Genomic DNA, 20,788 nt, shown 5'->3' with positions numbered 1-20,788 from the left:
GTATAATGGTGCGCGCGACGCGAACCGCGAGGAAGAGGTGCCTTCATGGAATTCTACGCAAGCTGCCCCAGTGGGTTCGAGCGCGCGCTCGCCATCGAACTCAAAGCGCTGGGATGCCGACGCGTGCGCCCGCTCGCAGGCCGCGTCTCCTTTGAAGGCGACCTCGCCGATGCATACCGTCCATGCTTGGAATCTCGGCTTGCAAGCCGCATCAACGCGGTTGTCGCTCGCTTCCATTGCGCAACCGCGGACGACCTCTATGACGGAATGTACGCGATTGCCTGGGAGCAGCTGCTCAGACGCAGCTCGACTGTCTTGGTCTCCGCCCAGGGCTCCAATGATGCGCTACGCAACACGCGGTTCATAGCCCAATGCGCCAAGGATGGCCTGGTCGATCGCATGCTCGACGAAACCGGTGCAAAACCAGAATCGATGATGCGGGACGCAGACGTCCATGTAGCGGTGACGGTACGCGGCGATCGGGCATCGGTTGGCATCGATTTGTGCAGCGAGCCCCTGTTCAAGCGCCACCACCACGCAATGGATGATGCGTCCCGCCGTCTTCGATCCGACTACGCCGCACTCGTGCTAGCCGAAGGTGAGTGGACCAGGCATTGTCAAGGAGCAGGAGAGCCGAACGCAGCCTCGCTGCTTATCTGCGCCGGCGATGTCGCAGATTCCCTCGTTTTCGAAGCGGCGTCCGAACTCGCGGGAATCAAGCCGGGCTCGGAGCGCGCACGCTGGGGCTTCCAAGAGCTTCTCAACTATGACGCAGCCGCATGGGCTCAGATCAAGGCGGGGGATGCCGACCGTCCGGCACGGGGGCGCATACTTCTGTTGAGTGAAGACGCCGCCATGACGCCAGAGCGCCAAGCAATGCTCGACTCGATCGGTGCGCGACGCTTCGTGGAGACGATATCCCCGCGCCAAGACGCCCTCGCTAAGGCGGTGCGTCGCTTCGCGGCAGAGGAGGAGCGCCGCGGAAACCTGGAGCCACGGGCCCACATCGTTTGCGATCTTACGGCCAACGCACCCGCTCGGCTTGCCCGGGCGATTGGCCAGGCGTTGCTCGCGGAAGCCGCGTGCCGCGACGCAGGGGTCGCGGTGCGCGTCATCACGGTTGGCGCAGATGTCTCATCTGCGCTCGCCATTGGGCGAGCCGTGCAAAGCAACCACACCTTGCCCATGGGATCGGACGAGATCACCCTCACGGTTTTAGACGAGGTCCCAGTATCCGATGATGCTCACGAGCTGCCCTCAGTCGACGTTGCATCCGGCCGACCTGTACCGGTCCTCCTGCCTGAATCGGAGCAGTTCGCACGCCGCCTCATCAAGGTCGCGCGCCTACGCCGGCGCTGGGCCGACCGCGAGGGGGTCAGCTGCTACCGTGTATACGACGCCGACCTCCCCGACTACGCTGTGGCAATCGACCTCTATATAGGCAGCGAGCGCACACCGGGAAGATGGCTTGTCGTGGCGGAATACGCCGCTCCGCGCTCGGTTGAGGCGGGGATGTCCCAGGCCAGAATGCTCGACATCCTGGCCATCGCACCGCGCGTGCTCGATGTTGAGCTTGACCACGTGCACGCTAAAACGCGCATGCGTTCGCGCGGCGGGTCGCAGTACGCCCAGGCTACGGGACAAGGAAGCGGGCACGCCCGGACCGACCGTCGTGGCCTACCGCGCATCTGCGAGGGCGGCCTCACCTTCATCGTTAACTTCGATGACTACCTTGATACCGGAATCTTCCTCGATCACCGCGTGACCCGCGACCTGGTGCGCACCTATGCGCGCGATGCCAAGACCTTCCTCAACTTGTTTGCCTACACAGGAACGGCAACCTGCTACGCGGCGGATGGCGGCGCGAGAGAAACCACCACGGTGGACCTCTCGAACACCTATCTCGAATGGGCGCGTGACAACATGCGCCTGAACGGGTTCGCCGGCCAAAAGCATCGCTTTATTCGGGCTGACGTTCTCACGTGGATCGAGCGGCAGCTTCGGCGGTCCGAGCGCTGGGATCTGATCTTCTGCGACCCGCCGACGTTCTCCAACTCGACCAAGATGGGTGGGCGCACCTTCGACGTTCAACGTGATCACGTCGGATTGGTGAGCGCTCTCGCCCACCTGCTCACGCCACAAGGACGGGCGATCTTCTCGTGCAATCTGCGGCGATTCAAGCCGGACCTCGAAGAGCTGCGCCGACGCGGCGTCAATCTCATCGACATCACGGAGCGCACCATTCCCGAGGACTTTGCCCGCAACAAGCGAATCCATCGCTGCTATGTGGTAGAGCGCATCTGACCTTTGGCCGTATCCTAGGCAAAACGCGGCAGCGCGTGACGCCCGGACCTGGGACAGCACCCGGATGCCTCCGAACTTTGCAGGCTCCAGGCTCTCGCCCGCCTCGGCTTACGCGCCGGCGATGACCTTGTTCCAATCCGCCTTGAACCCTTCCAGCCCACGGTCTGTGAGCGGATGGTGCACGCACTTCTTGAGTGCGGCGAACGGCACGGTGGCGATGTCTGCACCAAGCAGCGCCGCCTGCGTGACATGGTGCGGCGTGCGAATGGAAGCCGCGATGATCTCGACCGTGTCGTCGACGTTCTTGCCCGACCAATCATAGTTACCGATGCAGGCGATCACATCAGCGAGCTGGCTCACGCCATCCTCGCCCAGATCGTCGAAACGACCGACGAACGGCGAGATGTAGCGAGCTCCGGCATTAGCGGCGAGCAGGGCTTGAGGAGCGGAGAAGACGAGCGTCATGTTGACACGCACCCCTTCGTCGGCGAGAGTCCGCGTCGCAGCGAGACCCGCCTCGCAGATGGGGAGCTTCACAACGATGTTGGGGGCGAGCGCGGCAAGGCGGCGTCCCTCTGCGACCATCGCCTCCGCATCTTCGGACGTGGCCTCAGCGGAGACGGGAAGTCCCGCGCACAGCTCGGCGATCTTGCTCATGTGCCCCTCGAAGTCGGCGAGCTTGCCACCGGTCTTTGCATAGAGGCTCGGATTCGTCGTAACGCCGGCAAGGCATCCCCAGCTCTTCGCCTCGGCGATCTCATCCAGGTTCGCGGTGTCGATGAAGAACTTCATGCTCATCCCTTTCACCCGTTGCAAGCAGGAGCTTTATCAAATCGGCTCCAGCTTTGAGCTTACCACAGAGCAGCATCTGAACGCAGGTTGCCAATCAACCCAGCCGATTATCGAAGAGCGCGCTAGGCAAGTAGCGATGCAGCCGATGCAAGCGCTCGTCAAGGTGGCAGCGAGCCCTCTTCAACGGCGCATGGAGCTGATGCAACTTATATGGGCAACCGCTATAATGACGTGCCATGGTGGGTTCCTCCTGCCTGCTAGCTGCCGTTCTGGCTGTTCAGAGCCTCGGCGGATAGCACTCACGTGATGCCCAAGGAGAATGTCGACAATGACAGATCAGGATGCGAAAAGCCCGTCTGAACTAGACGAGCCGCAGGATACCGACGGCGTGGCTGCGCCAACGCAACCTCGCGAGTCCCTGCTGCGCAAGAATCGCAAGGCGCGAAAGGGCCGCGGAACGTCCAATGATTCCTCACCCGTCCGTCCCCTTAAGACCATCAAGGGGGCTGCGCACCCCGACGCGCACTCCATTCCGGTGAGCCTCGCGGCGATGCTCGTGACCATCGGCGTGGTGTATGGTGATATCGGCACCTCGCCCATGTACGTTACCAAGGCGCTGCTGGCGGGTAACGGCGGCATCATGAGCGTTACCGAGGAGTTCGTACTCGGCGCGCTCTCGCTCGTCATCTGGACGGTGACGCTGCTCACCACCATCAAGTACGTGCTCATCTCACTCAAAGCAGACAACCACGGCGAAGGCGGCATCTTCGCGCTCTATTCGATCGTTCGCCGCTTTGGCAAGTGGCTCATCATCCCCGCCATGCTCGGCGGCTCCGCGCTGCTCGCCGACGGCGTTCTCACGCCCGCGGTGACCATCACCACCGCCGTCGAGGGTCTGCGCACCATTCCCGAGATGCACGCGCTCATCGGCGAAAACCAGATGAACGTCGTGGTCATCACCCTCATCATCGTCTGCGCCCTTTTTGCCGTCCAACGTGCGGGCACCTCCAAGATCGGGCGCGCCTTCGGCCCGGTTATGACCTTCTGGTTCCTGTTCCTGGGCGGTGTCGGCCTCGTCTCGCTGTTCGCCGCACCGCAGGTACTGCTCGCCATCAATCCCCTGTACGGCATACAGTTCCTGTTCTCGCCGAACAACCACGCCGGCATCATGATTTTGGGTAGCTGCTTCCTTGCCACCACCGGTGCCGAGGCGCTCTACTCCGATATGGGCCATGTCGGCCGCGGCAACATCTACGCTACGTGGCCGTTCGTTAAGGTGTGCCTCGTCCTGAGCTACCTCGGACAGGGTGCTTGGCTGCTCTCCAACGCGGGAAACACCGAGCTTGTCGGCATCGCTGATCTCAACCCCTTCTTCCAGATGCTCCCCGACATGATGCGCCCCTTCGGCGTGATCCTCTCGACGCTGGCGGCCATCATCGCCTCGCAGGCGCTCATCACCGGCGCGTTCTCGCTCGTGTCCGAGGCGAGCCGTCTCGACCTTATGCCGCGCCTGCAGGTGTTCTACCCTGCCGAAACCAAGGGCCAGCTCTACATTCCGCTGGTCAACAAGGTCATGTGGGCCGGCTGCATCGTCGTCGTGCTGCTGTTCCAGTCATCCGCGCACATGGAAGCGGCTTACGGACTGGCCATCACCATCACCATGCTCTGCACAACGGTGCTGTTGTTCTTCTACCTGCATCGCGTGCGCAAGCTCAACTTCTTCCCGTGGATCTTCCTGTTGTTCTTCGTCGCGCTCGAAGGCTTCTTCTTTGGTTCCTCGCTCACCAAGTTCTTCCACGGCGGCTATTTCACCATCCTGCTCGCCGCGCTCATCATGGCCATCATGCTGTGCTGGTACGCAGGCACCTCGGTCGAGCGCCGCCAGGCCACCCTGCTCCCGCTGCGCAGCTACCTCGACCAACTCGATCGGCTGCGTAACGACACCACCTACGACCTCGTTTGCGACAACCTGGTCTACCTCACAAACGGGACCAATACCGACTACCTCGATCGCGACATCCTCTACTCGATCCTCGACAAGCACCCCAAGCGCGCAAAGGCATGGTGGTTCATCAACGTCGAGGTCATGGAGGATCCTTACACCTTTGCATATTCGGTTGAGGATTTTGGCACCGACTACGTCTTCCGCGTGCATCTCTTCCTTGGCTACAAGGTCGATCAGCGCGTGAACGCCTACTTGCGCCAGATCGTGCAGGACCTCTCCGCCTCCGGCGAGCTCCCTCCGCAGGCGCACGACTACTCGGTCTACAAGCACCCGGGTCCCATCGGTTCGTTCCAGTTCTGCATGCTGCGCAAAACCCTTGCGCCCGAATCGGACGTGCATAGCCGTGAACGCACCGCCATCAGCCTCAAGTACGCCATCCGCAGCTTCGCCGGCTCGCCCGCGCAGTGGTACGGGCTCGAGAACTCGAGCGTGTTCGTGGAGTACGTGCCCTTGTTCACCAAATTCAAGAGTGTGAACAAGATGGTGCGCATCGCGCCCGACGAGCGCCCGTAACGCATGCGATAGGGCTCGCGAACGACCGGCAATCGCAGTTCGAGTGCCGGCCGTCGCCTAGCCTTGCGCGTGCCGTGCTATACCACAGCGCATACCATGCCCGCCCTCGCCTGAGGGCGGGCTTTTTTCATGCGTGCCGGCATCCTTGCCAGCGCGGCAAGTCCATATGCAGAAACTGGGATTCCAAGCAGGTACCAAACCTTACTCGATAGAATCTCGACAATCACGGGGTACCATATGTTTTCGTGTGTTCGTCAGTCGTACATGAACTTTCCGTCAGGGTTCTGCAAGCTCTTCCGCCCGCGGATTTTGAGGAGCCATCATGCTCGTTTCAGTCATATCCTTCATTGCCGCCGCAGCAAGCATCGTTCTCTGCATCATGGAGTGCAGGCGCCGATCCCTGGGCAGCGACGCCCATGATTCCGGAGGTAGCGTCCTGCCGCTCAAGCGTAGCAGCATGGTCTGGGTTGTCCTCATGGTCGCCCTGCAGGTATTCCTCGGCGTCTGGAGCGCCCTTGGTCTCGTTCAAGACGATATCGTATCCGCGCTCATCGTAAACGCCGTGATCACCGGGGCGGCTTTTCTTTCATGCGCGCGCCCGCGGCTCTACGCACGGGTTCGCGCCATCGCCGGTCCCGATGGCTTATGGCCCCATCCGCAGGTAGCGTGCGCGCTCGCCACGGTGCTCACCGGCATCTTCGCCACGCTCGCGCTCGAGATCCCCAGCAACCATAACCTTCTGTGGATGTATCCACTGTGCCTTCTGCTCGAAGTCGTGCTTGTGGCGTCCGCCGTCGCAGGCATGTTCTACCTCGCGCAGCGCCGCGCTGGCCTTGCAGCGCTCCTCAGCTTCGCGTTCTTCGCGATCGGCATCGCCGAGTACTTCGTGGTCCTCTTCAAGTCGCAGCCCATCCAACCCGGTGACCTTACCGCCATCGCCACGGCGGCGGCGGTGGGCGGCGGCTACACCTTCACGCTCAGTTGCTACTGCCTCTATGGCATGATGTTCCTCGCCCTCTCGTGGCTCACCCTCGCCTACGCGGTGGTGCTTGCTCCCGAGCCCTCTCAACGCACGCGCAAGTCGCGCCTGATAAACCTCGTTGTGGGTGCGCTCTGCCTCGCCTTCATCGTCTGCCACGTCACGGTCATCGACTATTACAACGTCCTGCGCATCCAGGTTTACACCTGGCGGCCGCTTGAAAGCTACTATCGCCAGGGCTTCCTGCCGAGCTTCATCTCCAGCGCCCAGACCATCCAGCCCCGTAAGCCCGAAGGCTACACCAAGGATGACGCTGAGGAGCTCGTCGAGGAGTACGCCGCCTCCTTTGACGAGGGAGCCGGCGCCTCCGAGGAGCGTGCCCAGGCGGTCGATCAGTTCGAAGGTGAAAATCCCTCGGTAATCGTGGTGATGAACGAGACGTTCTCCGACCTGTCCATCTACCAGAATCTGCATGCCGGATATGAAGGACCCGAGAACTTCCAGTCGATCTCCGATGCGCTCCAGACCGGGCAACTGTACGTAAGCGCCTATGGAGGTGGCACGTGCAACACCGAGTTCGAGGTGCTCACCGGCAACTCCATGGCCTACCTCGGCAACGGCGTGTACCCGTACACCATTTACAACCTCACGCATGCCGAAAACCTCGCCAAGCAGTTCAGCGACCTGGGCTATGCCACCACCGCCATGCATCCCAACCATGCCACCAACTGGAACCGCGAGAACGTCTATGCCGACTTTGGCTTCGACAACTTCCTTTCCATCGAGGATTTCGAAGGTGCTGACACGCTGCGTGGCATGGTGACCGACGAGGCGACCTACGACAAGATCCTAGAGTTGCTCAACTCGGGCGATGACCCGCAGTTCATCTTCGACGTCACGATGCAGAACCATTCTGGCTATACCACGGGGCTCCTCCCCATGAGCATGCGCACGAACTACCTCATCGATGGCACGTACGACGCCGAGGTTAACGAGTATCTCGCGCTCATCGAAGAGTCGGATCGCGCGCTTGGCGAGTTCCTCAATGAGCTTGAGGATCTGGATCGGCCCGTCGTGGTCGTCTTCTTTGGCGACCATCAGCCGTTCTTCCCGTCCGATTACAACGATGAGTGGTTCACCAACGAGGACGCCGCGACCCATAGCGAGCGCTTGTACCAGACCGAATACGTCATCTGGGCGAACTACGATGTGGCAGGCCGCGCGCAGGAGAGCGATGAAGTCGACCTTTCCTCGAACTACCTCGGTGCAACCCTCATGGAGCTCATCGGCGCGCCGATGACCGACTACCAAAAGGCTCAGATGGCCCTGCGCGTCGACATGCCAGCAATCAATTCCGTTGGATTCCAGGATGCCGGCGGAACATGGCATCTTACCGAATCGGCCACGGACGACCCCACCGCGGCGCCCGAGGTCTACGCCACTGCGCTCAAAGCTCGTCAGGACCTGGCCATGATGCAGTTTCTGAAGCTCTTCGACCATGGAGACAGCGTCTATACCAGGACCTTGCAGGGAGCCGCAAACGAAACCGACCCGAACCTCGCTCCCGGGACGACGCAGATAAAGTAACGGCATCGGCAATGCACAGAGCCGCCCATGAGCCCTTTTCCAGAACGGGCTCGTGGGCGGCTTTCTTGTGAAGAGAGCGGGCGGCCCAGCAATCGTGGATGAGCTAGGCGAGCGCCCCGCGCAGGCGCGCGGTTACTCGCTCGATCACCTGTTCATCAACTCCCGCGCGTGCACGCAGGTACTGGTAGGCGCTCCCGTAGGTCTTCCGCAGATACGCGCAGGCGCGCTCCATCTCGCGAGGATCGGCAATGAAGAGGCTGCGGGGAACCTTCTTTCGCAGCAGCGCCGTCGCGAGCGAGCGTTGAATCCACATGCTCGTCGTCATATACTCGCCGGTTGCCGCATAATCGGCAACGATGTCCGCATCGGCAACGCCCGCAAGACCGAGCAGCAGCATGGCGATAACGCCCGTGCGATCCTTGCCCGCCCGGCAATGAAAGAGCACGCAGCCTGAGGTGTCGAGCGCCTCGAACACGGCGCGCATCTCACCGGCGTCCTCATCAAGCAGCTTGCGATACGTATCGAACATGCAAGCCGGCACCTGGGAACGCATGCCGCTTGAGTTCAGCTGATCGAGCATGGGGATGTGGATGTAATCGATGCCATCGTGATGCCCATGCGAAAACGGATCGGGGCTATAGCGCACCTCGAAGGCGCTTCGCACGTCGATCACGCGCACAAGGCCGAGCTCGCGAAGATATGCTATGTCTGCCGCGGTAAGCCTGCGTAGCGAGTCGCCTCGCAGATAGCTGCCGTATGCCGTAAAGCCATGTGTGCCATCGCTTGCCTCAAAGGGATATCCGCCCAAATCCCGCACGTTGCGCGCTCCCTTGAGCATCAAGCGCCGGGGCTGTACGGCATCACGTTTATCCATCACCGCCGTCCACCTCCGGGCGCCGAGCCGCTATCATAGCGAAGGGCGCTGCGGCATCCGTGTTGTTCGTCACTTCGCTCACAGCTTATTATACTGTGATAATCACAGATACCCGTATGCCCTCTGTCAACCGACGGTAAAACACTCCCCAGGAGGACCTCGTGACGACGCCTTTTCAACCGGTTCCTTCCCACCGTTCCACACTTCCTGCCATCGCGCTCGCCGATCTTGCCAGCGAGCTCGATTCAGGGCTATCTTCCCGCATCGAGCCCGCCGGAAGCGAGACGGTCCCCGTTACGGGAATGACCGTCGATTCACGCGAGGTCGTGCCGGGTAATCTCTTCGTCTGCAAGGGAGTGGGCTTCAAGCCCGCGTTCCTCAGCTCTGCTGCCGCAGGCGGTGCTGCCGCCTACCTCTGCGAGGACGATCCCGAGCTCGTCGCCGAACTCGAATGCGCCGCCCCCGACCTCCCTCGTCTTGTTGCTTCCGATGTTCGTGCGGCAATGGCGCAAGCAGCGCCTATCATCTACGGCCATCCCGAACGCGACCTCGATATCGTGGGCATCACAGGGACCAAGGGCAAATCCACCGCCGCGTATATGCTGAAATCGATTCTTTCTGCCGCCGGCGACGAGCCTTCGATCATGGGTTCCATCGACACCGATGACGGAGTCGAGCGCTTCGAAAGCCATAACACCACGCCTGAGGCCCCCGAGCTCTGGCGCCACCTGCATAACACCGTGCAAGCCGGCCGACGCCACATGGTCATGGAGGTCTCCAGCCAGGGCCTCAAATACGATCGCATGCTCGGCGTTCCGTTGCGCATCGGCTCCTTCTTGAACATCGGTCGAGACCATATCTCAGGCGTGGAGCATCCCACGTTCGAGGACTATCTCGAAAGCAAGCTCAAGATCTTCGCGCAGAGCGACATCGCCCTGGTTAACCTTGCAACCGACCACCTGGACGAGGTCCTCGCCGCAGCACAAGCGTCGCGGACCCTGGTGACCTTCTCTCCTGAACCCGATGAGCGCGCTTGCTTCCAAGCGGACCACGTCATCTCGACGGGGGTTGGCTTGGAATTCGATCTTTTGGAGTGCATCGACCTTGCTGAAATTGATGCCCAAGGTTCGTTTGGGGATTCGCCCTCCCGCAAGGGGGAGCCGGTAGCTGAGCACATCGCACTCGGCATCCCCGGCCTTTTCAACGTGGAAAACGCACTCGCCGCCATCGCATGCGCGCGCCTGCTCGGCGTAAGCTACGACGCGATCAAGCATGGCCTTGCCCACCTGCGCGTTCCCGGCCGCATGGAGGTTGTAGCAACGCCCGACCGGCGAATCATCGCCTTAATCGACTACGCTCACAACGAACTCTCGTATCAGGCGCTTTTCTCCTCCGTGGAGCAGGAGTATCCCGGACGCCGCATCATCGCGGTGTTCGGCGCGCCTGGCGGCAAGGCACAGGAGCGGCGCGAAGCGCTACCACGCGTTGCGGGAGCCTACGCCGATCTCATCATCTATACCGAGGAGGATCCGGCTCATGAGCGCGTGGAGGATATCTGCGACGAGCTGGCCGCTCATACGCCCGCGGGCGTAGCCTACCGCATCATCTGCGATCGCGAGCAAGCCGTCGCAGCCGCCTTCGAGGATGCCCGCGCCCATGACGGCGAGAGCGTGGTACTGCTCCTTGCTAAAGGTGACGAGACCCGCCAACATCGAGGCGACGAGTATCCCGGGGTGAAAAGCGACCTCGCGCTCGCCCGCGAGATTCTCGCATCCTAGGATCCATCACGCCTTCAGCGCGTTGCCGTCGCTGTGTCCGGCCCTACTCGGCACCCTGCCCAGCGCTCTGGTCCGTCTTCTTGGCGGCTTTCTTGGCTGCCGCCGCCTTGCGCGCAGCCTCGACACGGGCCTGTTGCTCCGGAGTAAGCTCACGCTTGGGTCTTGCAGCGGGCGCTGAGCCGCCGTCGGCCGCCTTCGCCGAGGGCTTAGCAGGCTTCGCCGGCATGTCCTTGTGCATGCTGATCACATGGAGCTCGGTCGTAGGCTCCGTTGGCCACAGCTCCATCGAAAGGCAATTCTTAGGGCACTCGTGCGTACAGCTCGCGCATTGGATGCAGCGGTACGGATCAACCGTCCAGTCCCCGCCTTTGCGATCCACCGTGATGGCTCCTACCGGGCATGCGCGCTGGCACATACCGCATAGGATGCAGGTGTCGATATCGTTGACCAAATGCCCGCGCATCCTTGGGAAGAGCTTCTCGAAATCCCTCTTCTCATACGGGTAGCGTACCGTGACCGGCTTTTTGAACAGCGAGCCCAGCGTCAGTTTGCCCAGCTTGAACGTTCCCATGCTCGCCTACCTTTCCGTGCAGCTGATGCACGGGTCGATCGTCAGGATGATCATCGGCACATCAGCCAGGTCGACGCCCTGGAGCGCTTTGACCAAGCCGCCGAGATTCTGCGATGTGGGCGTGCGCAGGCGGAAGCGGTCGAGGTACTTGGTGCCGTTGCCGCGCACGTAGTAGAACGCCTCGCCGCGCGGCTGCTCGATGAGCACATGGCTTTGCCCTTCGGGAACGACCTTCGCCTTGGGCTTGCCGCCGATACCATCCTGCGGCATCTTGGCCACGAGTTCCTCGATGATGTCGATGGCTTGGTATACCTCCTCGCAGCGAACCTTGCAGCGGGCATAGCAGTCACACTCGTTGGAGATGATCGGCTCGAAGTGCTCGAGGTCGCCGTACGCACCGTACCCGGTCGTGCGCATGTCATGCTCGACACCTGAGCCCTTGGCAAACGGTCCCACCATCGAGAGCTCGTGAGCATCCTCGAATGAGATGACACCCACGCCGCACAGACGGTCCTTCACAGAGGAATCCCCCATCATGGTGTTCACGATCTGCTGATAATCGCACTTGAGGCTCTCGAGCTGATCGCAGATGGCTTTGAGCTCGGTATCTTCGATGTCATGTGCCATGCCGCCAACGATCATGATCGAAAGGATGATGCGACCGCCGCAGGTGCGCTGAAAGATGTCGAGGATGGTCTCGCGCAGGCGCCAGCAATGGTTGAAGAGCGCTTCGAAGCCAAAGGCGTCTGCAAGCAGGCCCAACCAAAGCAAGTGGGAATGAATGCGCGAGAGCTCCTCCAAAATCGTGCGAAGATACTCTACACGCCGCGGCATCTCGAGGCCAAGCAGCTTCTCCGTTGCGCTCACATACCCCCAGCCATGACCTACGCTGCAAATGCCGCAGGTACGCTCGGCTACATAGACGAACTGGTTGAAATCGCGCTTCTCAACAAGTTTCTCAAGACCGCGGTGAATGAAGCCGATCTGCGGGATTGCTTCCACAACGCGCTCGTCTTGGACAACGAGATCGAGGTGTATCGGTTCCGGCAGCACCGGATGCTGCGGACCAAAGGGGATAACCGAACGAGTCGCCATCGCTACTCACCATCCTTCGTCGCCGCTTTGGCTGCCTTCGCAGCGAGCGCGGCACGGACCTTCGCAGCCTTCTCGGGGTCCATGGCGGCCAACTTGGCTTCCATCTTTGCCGCGCGGTCTTTGGCTGCCTGCGCGCTCGCCGCGAGATCCTCCTTGTCGGCAACGGAACCAGCCTGCTTGCCCTCGGCAGCTGCCGCGGCCTTGGCGCCAACCGCGCTATCCGCCTCCGCAGCCTGAGCTTCCTCGGCAGCTTTGCGCGCCTTCGCGGCGGCAGCAGCCTTCTGCTTGGCCATCTTCTCGCGCTCAGCCTTGAGCTCGGGCGTGATGACGGTCATGGGCTCTTCGCAGGCAACGTTGAAGAAGTTCCCACCAAAGTCGAGCTTCATGTTGATGAAGCGAACTCCGTACAGGTCGTGCGTCTCGTTCTCATAGCTGAACGCTGCGAAGTACAGACCCTGGATGGAAGGTACCTCGGAGGTCTTGTCTATGCCGTAGACGCACAAGTTCAAAGCGTTATCGCAGGTCTCATCGTAGAACGTGTAGATAAGATCGATGCCCGCCGCGGTGGTCTCGGCGCACATCTGGATGAAGCGCATTCCCTGGTGCTTGAGCGTTTGAATGCGCGTGAGCAGCTCGCCCAAGGGGATGTCGATGAACTCGGTGGTGTACATCCGCCCTCCTACTTTCGGGACTCGGCGAGCTTGGCCGCCTTCTGATCCAATATCTCAACAGCCTTGAGCACGGCATCGATGATGGTCTCTGGACGGACGGCGCACCCCGGTGCGTATACGTCGACGGGAATCGCCTTGTCCACGCCGCCGATCATGTTGTAGCAATCACGGAACACGCCACCGGTGCAGGCGCAGATACCGCACGCGACCACGACCTTAGGCTCGAGCATCTGGTCGTAGATGTGCTTGACCACGTTGATGTTCTGATGGTTGATACCGCCGGTCACCAGGAAGATGTCCGCATGCTTGGGGTTGCCCGTATTGATGATGCCGAAGCGCTCGATATCGTAGAGTGGCATCATGGCGTCGAGCACCTCGATGTCGCAGCCATTGCAGCTCGAGCCATCGTAATGGATGAGCCACGGCGATTTGGAGGAATAGGCCATGTTACTCACTTCCTAGATGAACGGGGTGACGAGCACGTAGAACAGGTTCACAACGCCCACAACGAGCGCCACGAGCCAAGCGTACTTGAGGCAGCTCTGCCACTTCATACGTGCGAAGTTGTTATCAATGGAAACCTCGAGGAACCACGTTACGGCGATCACCGCGAGCGCAAGCACCAGCGATAGCGGATTATCCCAGACGAAGAACATGCCCACCCACATGAGGAACAGCACGCTCTCGCACCAATGCATGATCTCGACCTTGGCGAGCGTGCGGCCGCTCATCTCGGTCGTAATGCCCTTCACGAGCTCCTGGTGCGCATGATGGCTGTACGAGAGATCGAATGGACTCTTCCTCAGCTTGATGGTTAGGATGAAGAGTAGCCCACAGAAGATGGGGATGAGCGTCACGATGATAGGCGACTGGAGATGGAACAGCTGGGCCACATCGAAGGACTGCGTCGCCGTGAAGAATCCCACCGACATGATGAGCAACATGGGCTCATAGCTCATGACCTGGAGGCATTCGCGATCGGCGCCGGTATCGGCGAAGGGGCTGCGGGCCGAATAGGCGGCGATGATCACGAACAGCGTCGCCAGCGTGACCAAGAAGATGCACATGAGCAGATTCGAGCCCGAAACGAACATGCCGCCAGCGAGGATGCAGAAGATGAGCGCGCAGGTAACATACGCCTCGTCGACAGCGTTGACGCTCGCGTCTTCCTTGCCGAGCAGCTTGCGCACATCATAGTACGGCTGCAGGAGGCGCGGGCCCACACGGCCCTGCATGCGAGCGCTCACCTTTCGGTCGAGCCCGTCAAGCAGACAACCCAAAACGGGAGCGCAGACGGCAAACACCACGACTCCCGCAAGTAGGCCGGGAAGCTCTGGCCCGACCAGCCGGACCATGCGCTCGACATAGAATGTTCCGGCAACAAGCGCCGAGGTGTCGAAGATGAAGCAGGCAGCGAACGCCATGACCATCACAGCGCCACAGATTATCAGCCCTGCATTGGTGATAAGGCGCTCCGGGAAAACATCCTCCATGTACCAGTTGCGCTTGGTGGAGGTCATGGTGCGCCCCATGGCGCCATGGAAGCGGCGGCTATCCGGGTCGGTGCAGGTACCGCCCAGGTAAACCTCAACGCGCCGCTTCTTGGTAGCGCGGCCCCATGGCGTGAGCAGCACGATGGCGATGAACGCCACGATGACCACCATGATGACCATGTTGTCCACGCCGATGAACTGCGGGTTGCGATTGAAGACGAACTCGAGGTAAGGCGAGACCACTTGCGTCGAGATAATCGGAAGCCCGAGGCAGCAGCCGAGCAGCAGCATGGCGATGAAGCCGATCGCGAACCACTCGGACTTATGAACGCCGCCTTCTACGTTATCGGCCTTCTGGGCCACTCCAGCGAGCTTGCCAAGCCATTTGGCCCAGAAGAAGAACGTCGCTGCCGAGCCGAAGGCGAGCAAGATGAGGAAGAGCACGTTGCCGGTCTCGGCAAACGAGACGAGCGTCGCCCACTTGGAGATGAGCATGCCGAACGGTGCCACGAACATACCCAAGATGCCGAGCATCATGAAGCGCGTGAGGTGCGGCAGTCGGCTGAAAAGACCATCCATGTCCTCGATGTTGCGGCTGCCGATGCGATGCTCGACCGTACCAACGCACAGGAACAGAATCGACTTCGAAACCGTGTGGAAGATGATGAGGAAGATCGCGGCCCACAACGCCTCGGCAGTGCCCACACCCGCGCAGGCGGAAATGAGACCGAGGTTGGCAATCGTGGAGTAGGCAAGCACGCGCTTGGCGTTGCTCTGGCTGATGGCCAAGAAGCTGCAGAGCACGAACGTCACGCCGCCGACGGTCACCACCATAGTGGATGCAACCGGGAACACCATGTACAGCGGCGCCAGCTTCACCAGCAGGAACACGCCCGCCTTGACCATGGTGGAGGAGTGCAGCAGGGCGCTGGTGGGCGTAGGGGCCACCATGGCGCCCAAAAGCCAGCTATGGAATGGCATCTGCGCCGCCTTCGTAAGACCGGCGATGGAAAGCAGCAGGAGCGGAAGGACGAGCAGACCGGCCTGGCTTCCCGTAGCGAGCTCTGCAAGCCCGTTGATGGCAAGCGGTACGCCTGCAACGTGCAGCATCACCAGAGCCACATGGAACGCGAGGCCGCCGACCATATTGAGGTTGATTTGGAGAATCGCGTTCTGCTTCGCCTCGGGCGTGCGCGTGAAACCGATCATGAGGTACGAGCAGACCGTGGTGATTTCCCAACCAGCAACAAGCCAATCGAGGTTATCGGCTGTCACGATGATGAACATCGCGGAGAGGAAGAGGAACATGAGGGCGATGAACTGATGGCGTCGATCGCTCACCTCGGTATGCCCACGTCGAGCCGCTTCCTCCTCATGGTGCTGGAAGTCCTTCATATAACCGAGCGCGTATACGCAGATGGCACTGCCCACAAGCCCCACGATGAGCACCATGATCACCGAGAGGGTATCGATGTACATAGGCTCGGCCATTGCGTCTTCTGGATGCAGGGCAAACGAACCGCACCAAACGGAAACGGCGAGCTGGACGGCAGAGAGCGCCAGCATGATGTGGTTACGGCAGCGAATGGCCTGCACGAACACGAAGCCGCATAGGAACAGGTCGACCGCAACGGCAATATAGTTGCCTACCAGCGAAAGTCCCGGATCGAATGGAAAGGTCGTGGGATTCCCCCTTAGTTTTTCACAGCAAGTGCAACGAGGCCGATCGGTAGACCTCGTACGGCGTCAGATACCCCAGGCGCTTGCGAGGCCTGCGGTTCAGCTCATCGTACACCCTCTCGACCTCCTCGTCGCTCACGGCGTCCAGGTCGCAGCCCTTTGGGAAGTACTGCCTCAGCAGCCCGTTGGTGTTCTCGTTGGTCCCGCGGTCCCACGGGTGGTGCGGCGGGCAGAAGTAGCACTCGGCCCCGACGGCCTCGGTGAACAGGGCGTGCTCGGCGAACTCCTTGCCCCGGTCCAGGGTGACGGTCTCCACGGCGTGGCCGCGCATCGACTCGACCATCGCCCCCCTCACGTCGCCCTTCCTCTTCGAGGGCGACTTGCGGCCGGCCAGGTAGCCGCTCATGCGGTCGACCATGGTGACGAGGCACGCGCCGCCGGCGCGCCCGGCGACCGTGTCGCCCTCCCAGTCGCCGACCCGCGAGCGGGCGCCCGCCTCGGCGGGCCGCTCGGAGAGCTCGTGCGACACCTTGATCTTCCCGCGCAGCTCGGAGCCGTCCCGGCGCTTCCGCCGCCTGCCGCCGCGCCTCAGCCTCGCCGACGCCCTTCGGCCGCCCACGCAGCGGTCGAGCGAGCCGGAGCCGATCGCGCGGTAGATCGTCGTGTCGCTGACGGCGAGGTCGGGGCGCTCGAGGCGGATGCGCCCCTCCAGCTGCTCGGGCGACCAGCGCCCCTCGAGCACGTGCTCCCTGACGAGCTCGAGCCTCTCGGGGTCGTCGAGCAGCCGCGGCCTGCGGCACGCCTCCCTGCGCGCCTCGTAGCGCCGCTGGGCGGTCGAGGCCCGGTACCAGGGGCGCGCGGTCGACGCGGCGCAGGAGTTGCGCGCGAGCTCCCTGGACACGGTGGACTTGTCCCTGTGGATCTCGCGGGCGATCTCGGAGACGCCCTTCCCCTGCCTGCGCAGGCACATGACGTCCTCGCGCTCCTCGATGGTAAGATGGCTGTACCGGCCCATGGCTGCCTCCTGATGATGTTGTCGTCGCAAGCACCATCGTATCAGGGCGCCATGGGCCGTCCCCATCGGGCGTTGTTGCACTTGGAATGAAAAACTAAGCCAGAAATGCCACCGCCACGCAGACGCTCGCGATGCCTATTACCGCTGCGGACAGCACAACGATGGCATCGCGCGCGCGGTCTGTCCGAAACGCTAGCAGGGCAACGGCCACGAGTAGGGGAGATGCGATCAAGATTCCCAATAGAGACATAAGCACCCTCTCGCACAAAGCAGCAGATTGATTCAGTATAGTCCAATAGCTCTTGCTGTTGTTTGCATGCCGCTTCGTTTTGGTTGGGATACCACCCCTCCATTGGCAGCGCTCGGTTCCCGATGATCATGAGCGCTACCAAAAGGGCTGCAGAGGGGATGGCGTTTCGTCCAGCTGAACGCCACGCAACTCGCCGAGACAAGAGACGGCGGCCGGGCGCTTGCCCGACCGCCGCATATGCAGCACTATCAAGTCGCTCCGATGAAGCCTGTCCTACGCGCGGGCGTCCTCGACGATCTGAGCTACCTGAGCCTGAAGCTCGGCAAGGTTCTCCGCAGACGGAATCCACTGCTGCGCGATGACGGGGCAGGCCATGTTGAACTTCATGTTCTCCATCTCGGCATATACCTGCTTGGGACCGAGCGGTGCCCAACCGTAGCTGCCGAACGCGATGCCGATGCGCTGGTCGTTCTTGGGCGAGAGACCGCGCATGTAGGTAAGGAAGCTCGCCATGGTAGGCATCATGTTGGAGTTAAGCGTAGGCGACCCGCACGCAACGTAGCGTGCGTCCGCAAGATACAGCATAATGTCCGAGATATGCGTGTTCTTCACATCGATAAGCTGAGCGGAAACGCCCTCCTTGATGAAAGCATCGCAGATCTCGCGCGCCATCGACTCGGTCGAATGCCACATGGAGTCGTAGACCACGACGGCCTTCTCCTCCGTCTGGTAGGTGCTCCATGCCTGGTAGCGCTCAAGGATCTCGGCGATATGGCTGCGCCACATCACGCCATGCGAAGGAGCGATGAGCTTGATATCGAGGCCGGCAAGGGCAGCCATGGCCTTCTGCACCTGGGCACCGTAGGGCCATACGATGTTGGCATAGTACTTCTTGGCCTGCTTCATGACCTCGCACAGATCGTTCTCGTCATCGAAGCGCTTCGTGGTGGCGAAGTGCTGGCCGAACGCATCGTTGGAGAAGAGGATGCCGTCCTCGGGGCACCAGGTGACCATGTTATCCGGCCAGTGCACCATGGGAGTCTGCACGAAATGAAGCGTGCGCTCGCCGATGCAGATGGAGTCGCCGGTCTTCACGCCCTCGACCTCGATGCCAAAATGGGCGCGGATCTCGTTCACGCCGGCGGGGGCACTCGCCACGATGCGCGCATTGGGCGCGAGCTCATGGATCTTCGGCAAACTGCCAGAGTGGTCCATCTCGACGTGATTCGTCACGACCAAGCCGATCTGGGCCGGATCGACCACCTGGCTGATTCGCTGGATGAACTCATCGGTGAAGGTGGCCTTGGCGGTGTCGATGAGCGTCACCGTCTCGTCCATGATGAGGTAGGCATTGTAGGTGATACCGCGCTCGGTGGTGTATCCATGGAACGACCGCTCGTTCCAGTCGATGCCGCCAACCCACCAAACCTTAGGCGAAACCTCTATAGCGTTAAGCATGATGATTCCTCTCAGATGTCGATGTTCGCGCCGCAGCGCAAAGCGCTACGGCATCGTTTCTATAGTACTCGAACGATGTGCGCCTGTCGTGTAAATGCTACCCTGCAGAAGATGTTTCTCTCGTGTTCATGCGTTACCGCGCGGTTTAGGGCCACGGGGGCGTTCCGCGAGGGCCTCCGCCCCGCCCGCGCGGTACTTTCGACACCAGAGCCTCAGCGCCGCCTCGCTGGCTATGCCATGAGCCACCATGACCTCGCGTAGGCTCTTGCCACGGTCCACGTGGTCGTGCGCTGCCGCAACCTTGACCTCCAATTCGTATGACGTTCGATGCTGCGGGCTGGCAAGGAGGGCGTCCGCGCCCCCTACTGCGAAGGTTCTCGCCCACGATCGAGCGACGGTCTCTGGAATAGCGAGCGTGCGGGCTGCCACGCGATAGCCTTTGCCGGCGGCAAACAGCTCAGCCGCCGCACGGCGCACATCAACGGAATAGCCGCTCCCCCGCGGTCGCGCCATCTCAAAGTCCTCCCCTTCAAACTCGCGCGTTCTAAGGCATTACACCCTCGCCGGCGCGCTCGCCCGCCATACAGGCCCTCGTTATCGCCGCAGCGAGGCAAGCGGTCCTCAGAACGAGCGCACCAGCTTCTCGTCGAGCGCACATGCCGTAGCAACTGCAATCCGTGCCGCCGACTCGATGTCGGACAGCGCGCAAAGAGCCGTGCCGGCATGGATGTAACGGCACGGTACGCCCGCCACCACGCACGGCACCCCGTGCGTGTGGAGCGGACCACCGTTCGTGGAACCGCCTGCGCGCACCGATGTCTGACAGGCTATCCCTTCCCGCCCGGCAAGTGCCAAAACAAAGCGTTGGTAGCGCGGGTTCGTGATCATGCTCACATCGAAATACCTGAACATCGGTCCGCATCCGAGCGCGGTCTGCACCTCATCTGCCGGCACGAACGTGTCATCGGCGGGACAGCCCTCGAACGCGAACGCGATATCCGGCTTGACGCGGCGAACCACTTCGGCGATGCCGCGTTCACCAACCTCTTCCTGGGCGGAAACGCATCCCACGACATCCACCGGCAGGTTCTCGAGGCACGAGAGCCTGCGCAACGCGATAAGCAGGGCGCATACGCCGGCGCGGCAGTCGAACGCCTTTCCCACAGCGATGTCGCGTCCTTCATCGTACGAATAGTGGGTCGCTGGCACCACCGGCTCGCCGATCCCCGCTCCAAAGCGCTCGATGGCATCGCTCTTCGAAACCGCGCCGATGTCGAGGAGGACCTCCGATTCCCCTCCTTGGTTCACAGCAGAGAAATGAGGGGGTCGGACCCCCATGACGCCGCGCACCCATTCGCCATCAGCCATGCGCACGTACACGTCCTGACCGCCCATAGTGCCCTTGGTAAAGCGTCCGAGCTCCACGAAGCTCATGGTGCCGTTCGCTTTGATGGCGCGCACCAGCGCCCCCACCTCGTCGCCATGCGCATCCAGAAGCAGCAGCGGCTTTTCCCCGGTCACGGTATTGGGTGTGATGGTGACGTTGAGAAGGGAGTCGACGTCAACCGTCGCCCACCCTTGGCAGAAGTCACGCACCACCTCGACGACCTCGTCCTCAAAACCAGAGGGCGCCTTTGCTTGGGATAGGCGGCAAAGCAGTTCCGAGAGCTCTGATCGGTCTATCGCCCATGCATCATTGGATACTTCAATCATCGTTCGCCCC

16 protein-coding genes are annotated in these 20,788 nt (G+C 61.5%); 4 read left to right on the top strand and 12 right to left on the bottom strand.

What is annotated here, in order from left to right:
- The first annotated feature begins 45 nt into the window (after positions 1-45).
- The gene (gene rlmKL / locus C1717_RS10265; RefSeq protein ID WP_102373046.1) at positions 46-2,304 is read left to right on the top strand and encodes a bifunctional 23S rRNA (guanine(2069)-N(7))-methyltransferase RlmK/23S rRNA (guanine(2445)-N(2))-methyltransferase RlmL; all 2,259 of its coding nucleotides are present in this window, start codon (positions 46-48) and stop codon (positions 2,302-2,304) included.
- A gap of 108 nt (positions 2,305-2,412) precedes the next feature.
- Here rlmKL and C1717_RS10260 read toward each other — a convergent pair whose 3' ends face one another.
- Positions 2,413-3,096 carry a transaldolase family protein gene (locus C1717_RS10260; protein ID WP_102373045.1) on the bottom strand — a complete coding sequence of 228 codons (684 nt, stop codon included), beginning with the start codon at positions 3,094-3,096 and terminating at the stop codon, positions 2,413-2,415.
- Positions 3,097-3,646: 550 nt separating this feature from the next.
- Between C1717_RS10260 and C1717_RS10250 the strand changes: the two genes are divergently transcribed.
- Both C1717_RS10250 and C1717_RS10245 read left to right on the top strand, forming a co-directional pair.
- Positions 3,647-5,614, top strand: a complete 1,968-nt coding sequence (locus C1717_RS10250) for a KUP/HAK/KT family potassium transporter (RefSeq protein WP_180965946.1) — start codon at positions 3,647-3,649, stop codon at positions 5,612-5,614.
- Between the two features lie 322 nt (positions 5,615-5,936).
- Positions 5,937-8,180 carry an LTA synthase family protein gene (locus tag C1717_RS10245; protein WP_102373042.1) on the top strand — a complete coding sequence of 748 codons (2,244 nt, stop codon included), beginning with the start codon at positions 5,937-5,939 and terminating at the stop codon, positions 8,178-8,180.
- Between the two features lie 103 nt (positions 8,181-8,283).
- Here the strand turns inward: C1717_RS10245 and C1717_RS10240 are convergent, their stop codons facing one another.
- A complete protein-coding gene (locus C1717_RS10240) occupies positions 8,284-9,054 on the bottom strand; it encodes a tyrosine-protein phosphatase (protein WP_102373041.1) in 771 nt (256 codons plus the stop codon).
- Positions 9,055-9,215: 161 nt separating this feature from the next.
- Between C1717_RS10240 and C1717_RS10235 the strand changes: the two genes are divergently transcribed.
- The gene (locus C1717_RS10235) at positions 9,216-10,832 is read left to right on the top strand and encodes a Mur ligase family protein (RefSeq protein ID WP_102373040.1); all 1,617 of its coding nucleotides are present in this window, start codon (positions 9,216-9,218) and stop codon (positions 10,830-10,832) included.
- Positions 10,833-10,875: 43 nt separating this feature from the next.
- Here C1717_RS10235 and C1717_RS10230 read toward each other — a convergent pair whose 3' ends face one another.
- The 10 genes from C1717_RS10230 to C1717_RS10190 all read right to left on the bottom strand — a co-directional run bounded on the left by C1717_RS10230 (position 10,876) and on the right by C1717_RS10190 (position 20,778).
- Positions 10,876-11,403 (bottom strand): 4Fe-4S binding protein, encoded by a 528-nt coding sequence (locus C1717_RS10230; protein ID WP_102373039.1) that lies wholly within the window; start codon positions 11,401-11,403, stop codon positions 10,876-10,878.
- 6 nt (positions 11,404-11,409) lie between these two features.
- Entirely contained in the window at positions 11,410-12,498 is a 1,089-nt protein-coding gene (locus C1717_RS10225) for a hydrogenase large subunit (RefSeq protein ID WP_102373038.1), read from the bottom strand.
- Positions 12,499-12,500: 2 nt separating this feature from the next.
- On the bottom strand, positions 12,501-13,169 hold the full coding sequence (locus C1717_RS10220) for an NADH-quinone oxidoreductase subunit C (RefSeq protein ID WP_102373037.1): 669 nt from the start codon (positions 13,167-13,169) through the stop codon (positions 12,501-12,503).
- An 8-nt stretch (positions 13,170-13,177) separates the two neighbouring features.
- Positions 13,178-13,615 (bottom strand): NADH-quinone oxidoreductase subunit B family protein, encoded by a 438-nt coding sequence (locus tag C1717_RS10215; RefSeq protein ID WP_102373036.1) that lies wholly within the window; start codon positions 13,613-13,615, stop codon positions 13,178-13,180.
- A gap of 12 nt (positions 13,616-13,627) precedes the next feature.
- A complete protein-coding gene (locus C1717_RS10210) occupies positions 13,628-16,264 on the bottom strand; it encodes a proton-conducting transporter transmembrane domain-containing protein (protein WP_245859673.1) in 2,637 nt (878 codons plus the stop codon).
- Positions 16,265-16,364: 100 nt separating this feature from the next.
- Positions 16,365-17,357 (bottom strand): IS30 family transposase, encoded by a 993-nt coding sequence (locus C1717_RS10205; protein WP_102372779.1) that lies wholly within the window; start codon positions 17,355-17,357, stop codon positions 16,365-16,367.
- Between the two features lie 94 nt (positions 17,358-17,451).
- Positions 17,452-17,607, bottom strand: a complete 156-nt coding sequence (locus C1717_RS10645; RefSeq protein WP_180965929.1) for a hypothetical protein — start codon at positions 17,605-17,607, stop codon at positions 17,452-17,454.
- Between the two features lie 273 nt (positions 17,608-17,880).
- Positions 17,881-19,065 carry an FprA family A-type flavoprotein gene (locus C1717_RS10200; protein WP_102373034.1) on the bottom strand — a complete coding sequence of 395 codons (1,185 nt, stop codon included), beginning with the start codon at positions 19,063-19,065 and terminating at the stop codon, positions 17,881-17,883.
- 126 nt (positions 19,066-19,191) lie between these two features.
- Positions 19,192-19,578: a helix-turn-helix domain-containing protein gene (locus C1717_RS10195; protein WP_102373033.1), complete on the bottom strand. Its 387-nt coding sequence runs from the start codon at positions 19,576-19,578 to the stop codon at positions 19,192-19,194.
- A gap of 108 nt (positions 19,579-19,686) precedes the next feature.
- The gene (locus tag C1717_RS10190) at positions 19,687-20,778 is read right to left on the bottom strand and encodes a M42 family metallopeptidase (RefSeq protein WP_102373032.1); all 1,092 of its coding nucleotides are present in this window, start codon (positions 20,776-20,778) and stop codon (positions 19,687-19,689) included.
- Between the last annotated feature and the right edge of the window lie 10 nt (positions 20,779-20,788).

It is taken from the genome of Enorma phocaeensis (genome assembly GCF_900186505.1).
Taxonomy (GTDB): domain Bacteria; phylum Actinomycetota; class Coriobacteriia; order Coriobacteriales; family Coriobacteriaceae; genus Enorma; species Enorma phocaeensis.
The sequence above is the reverse complement of the archived record's forward strand: the minus strand, read 5'-3'. Positions and strand labels throughout refer to the sequence as shown.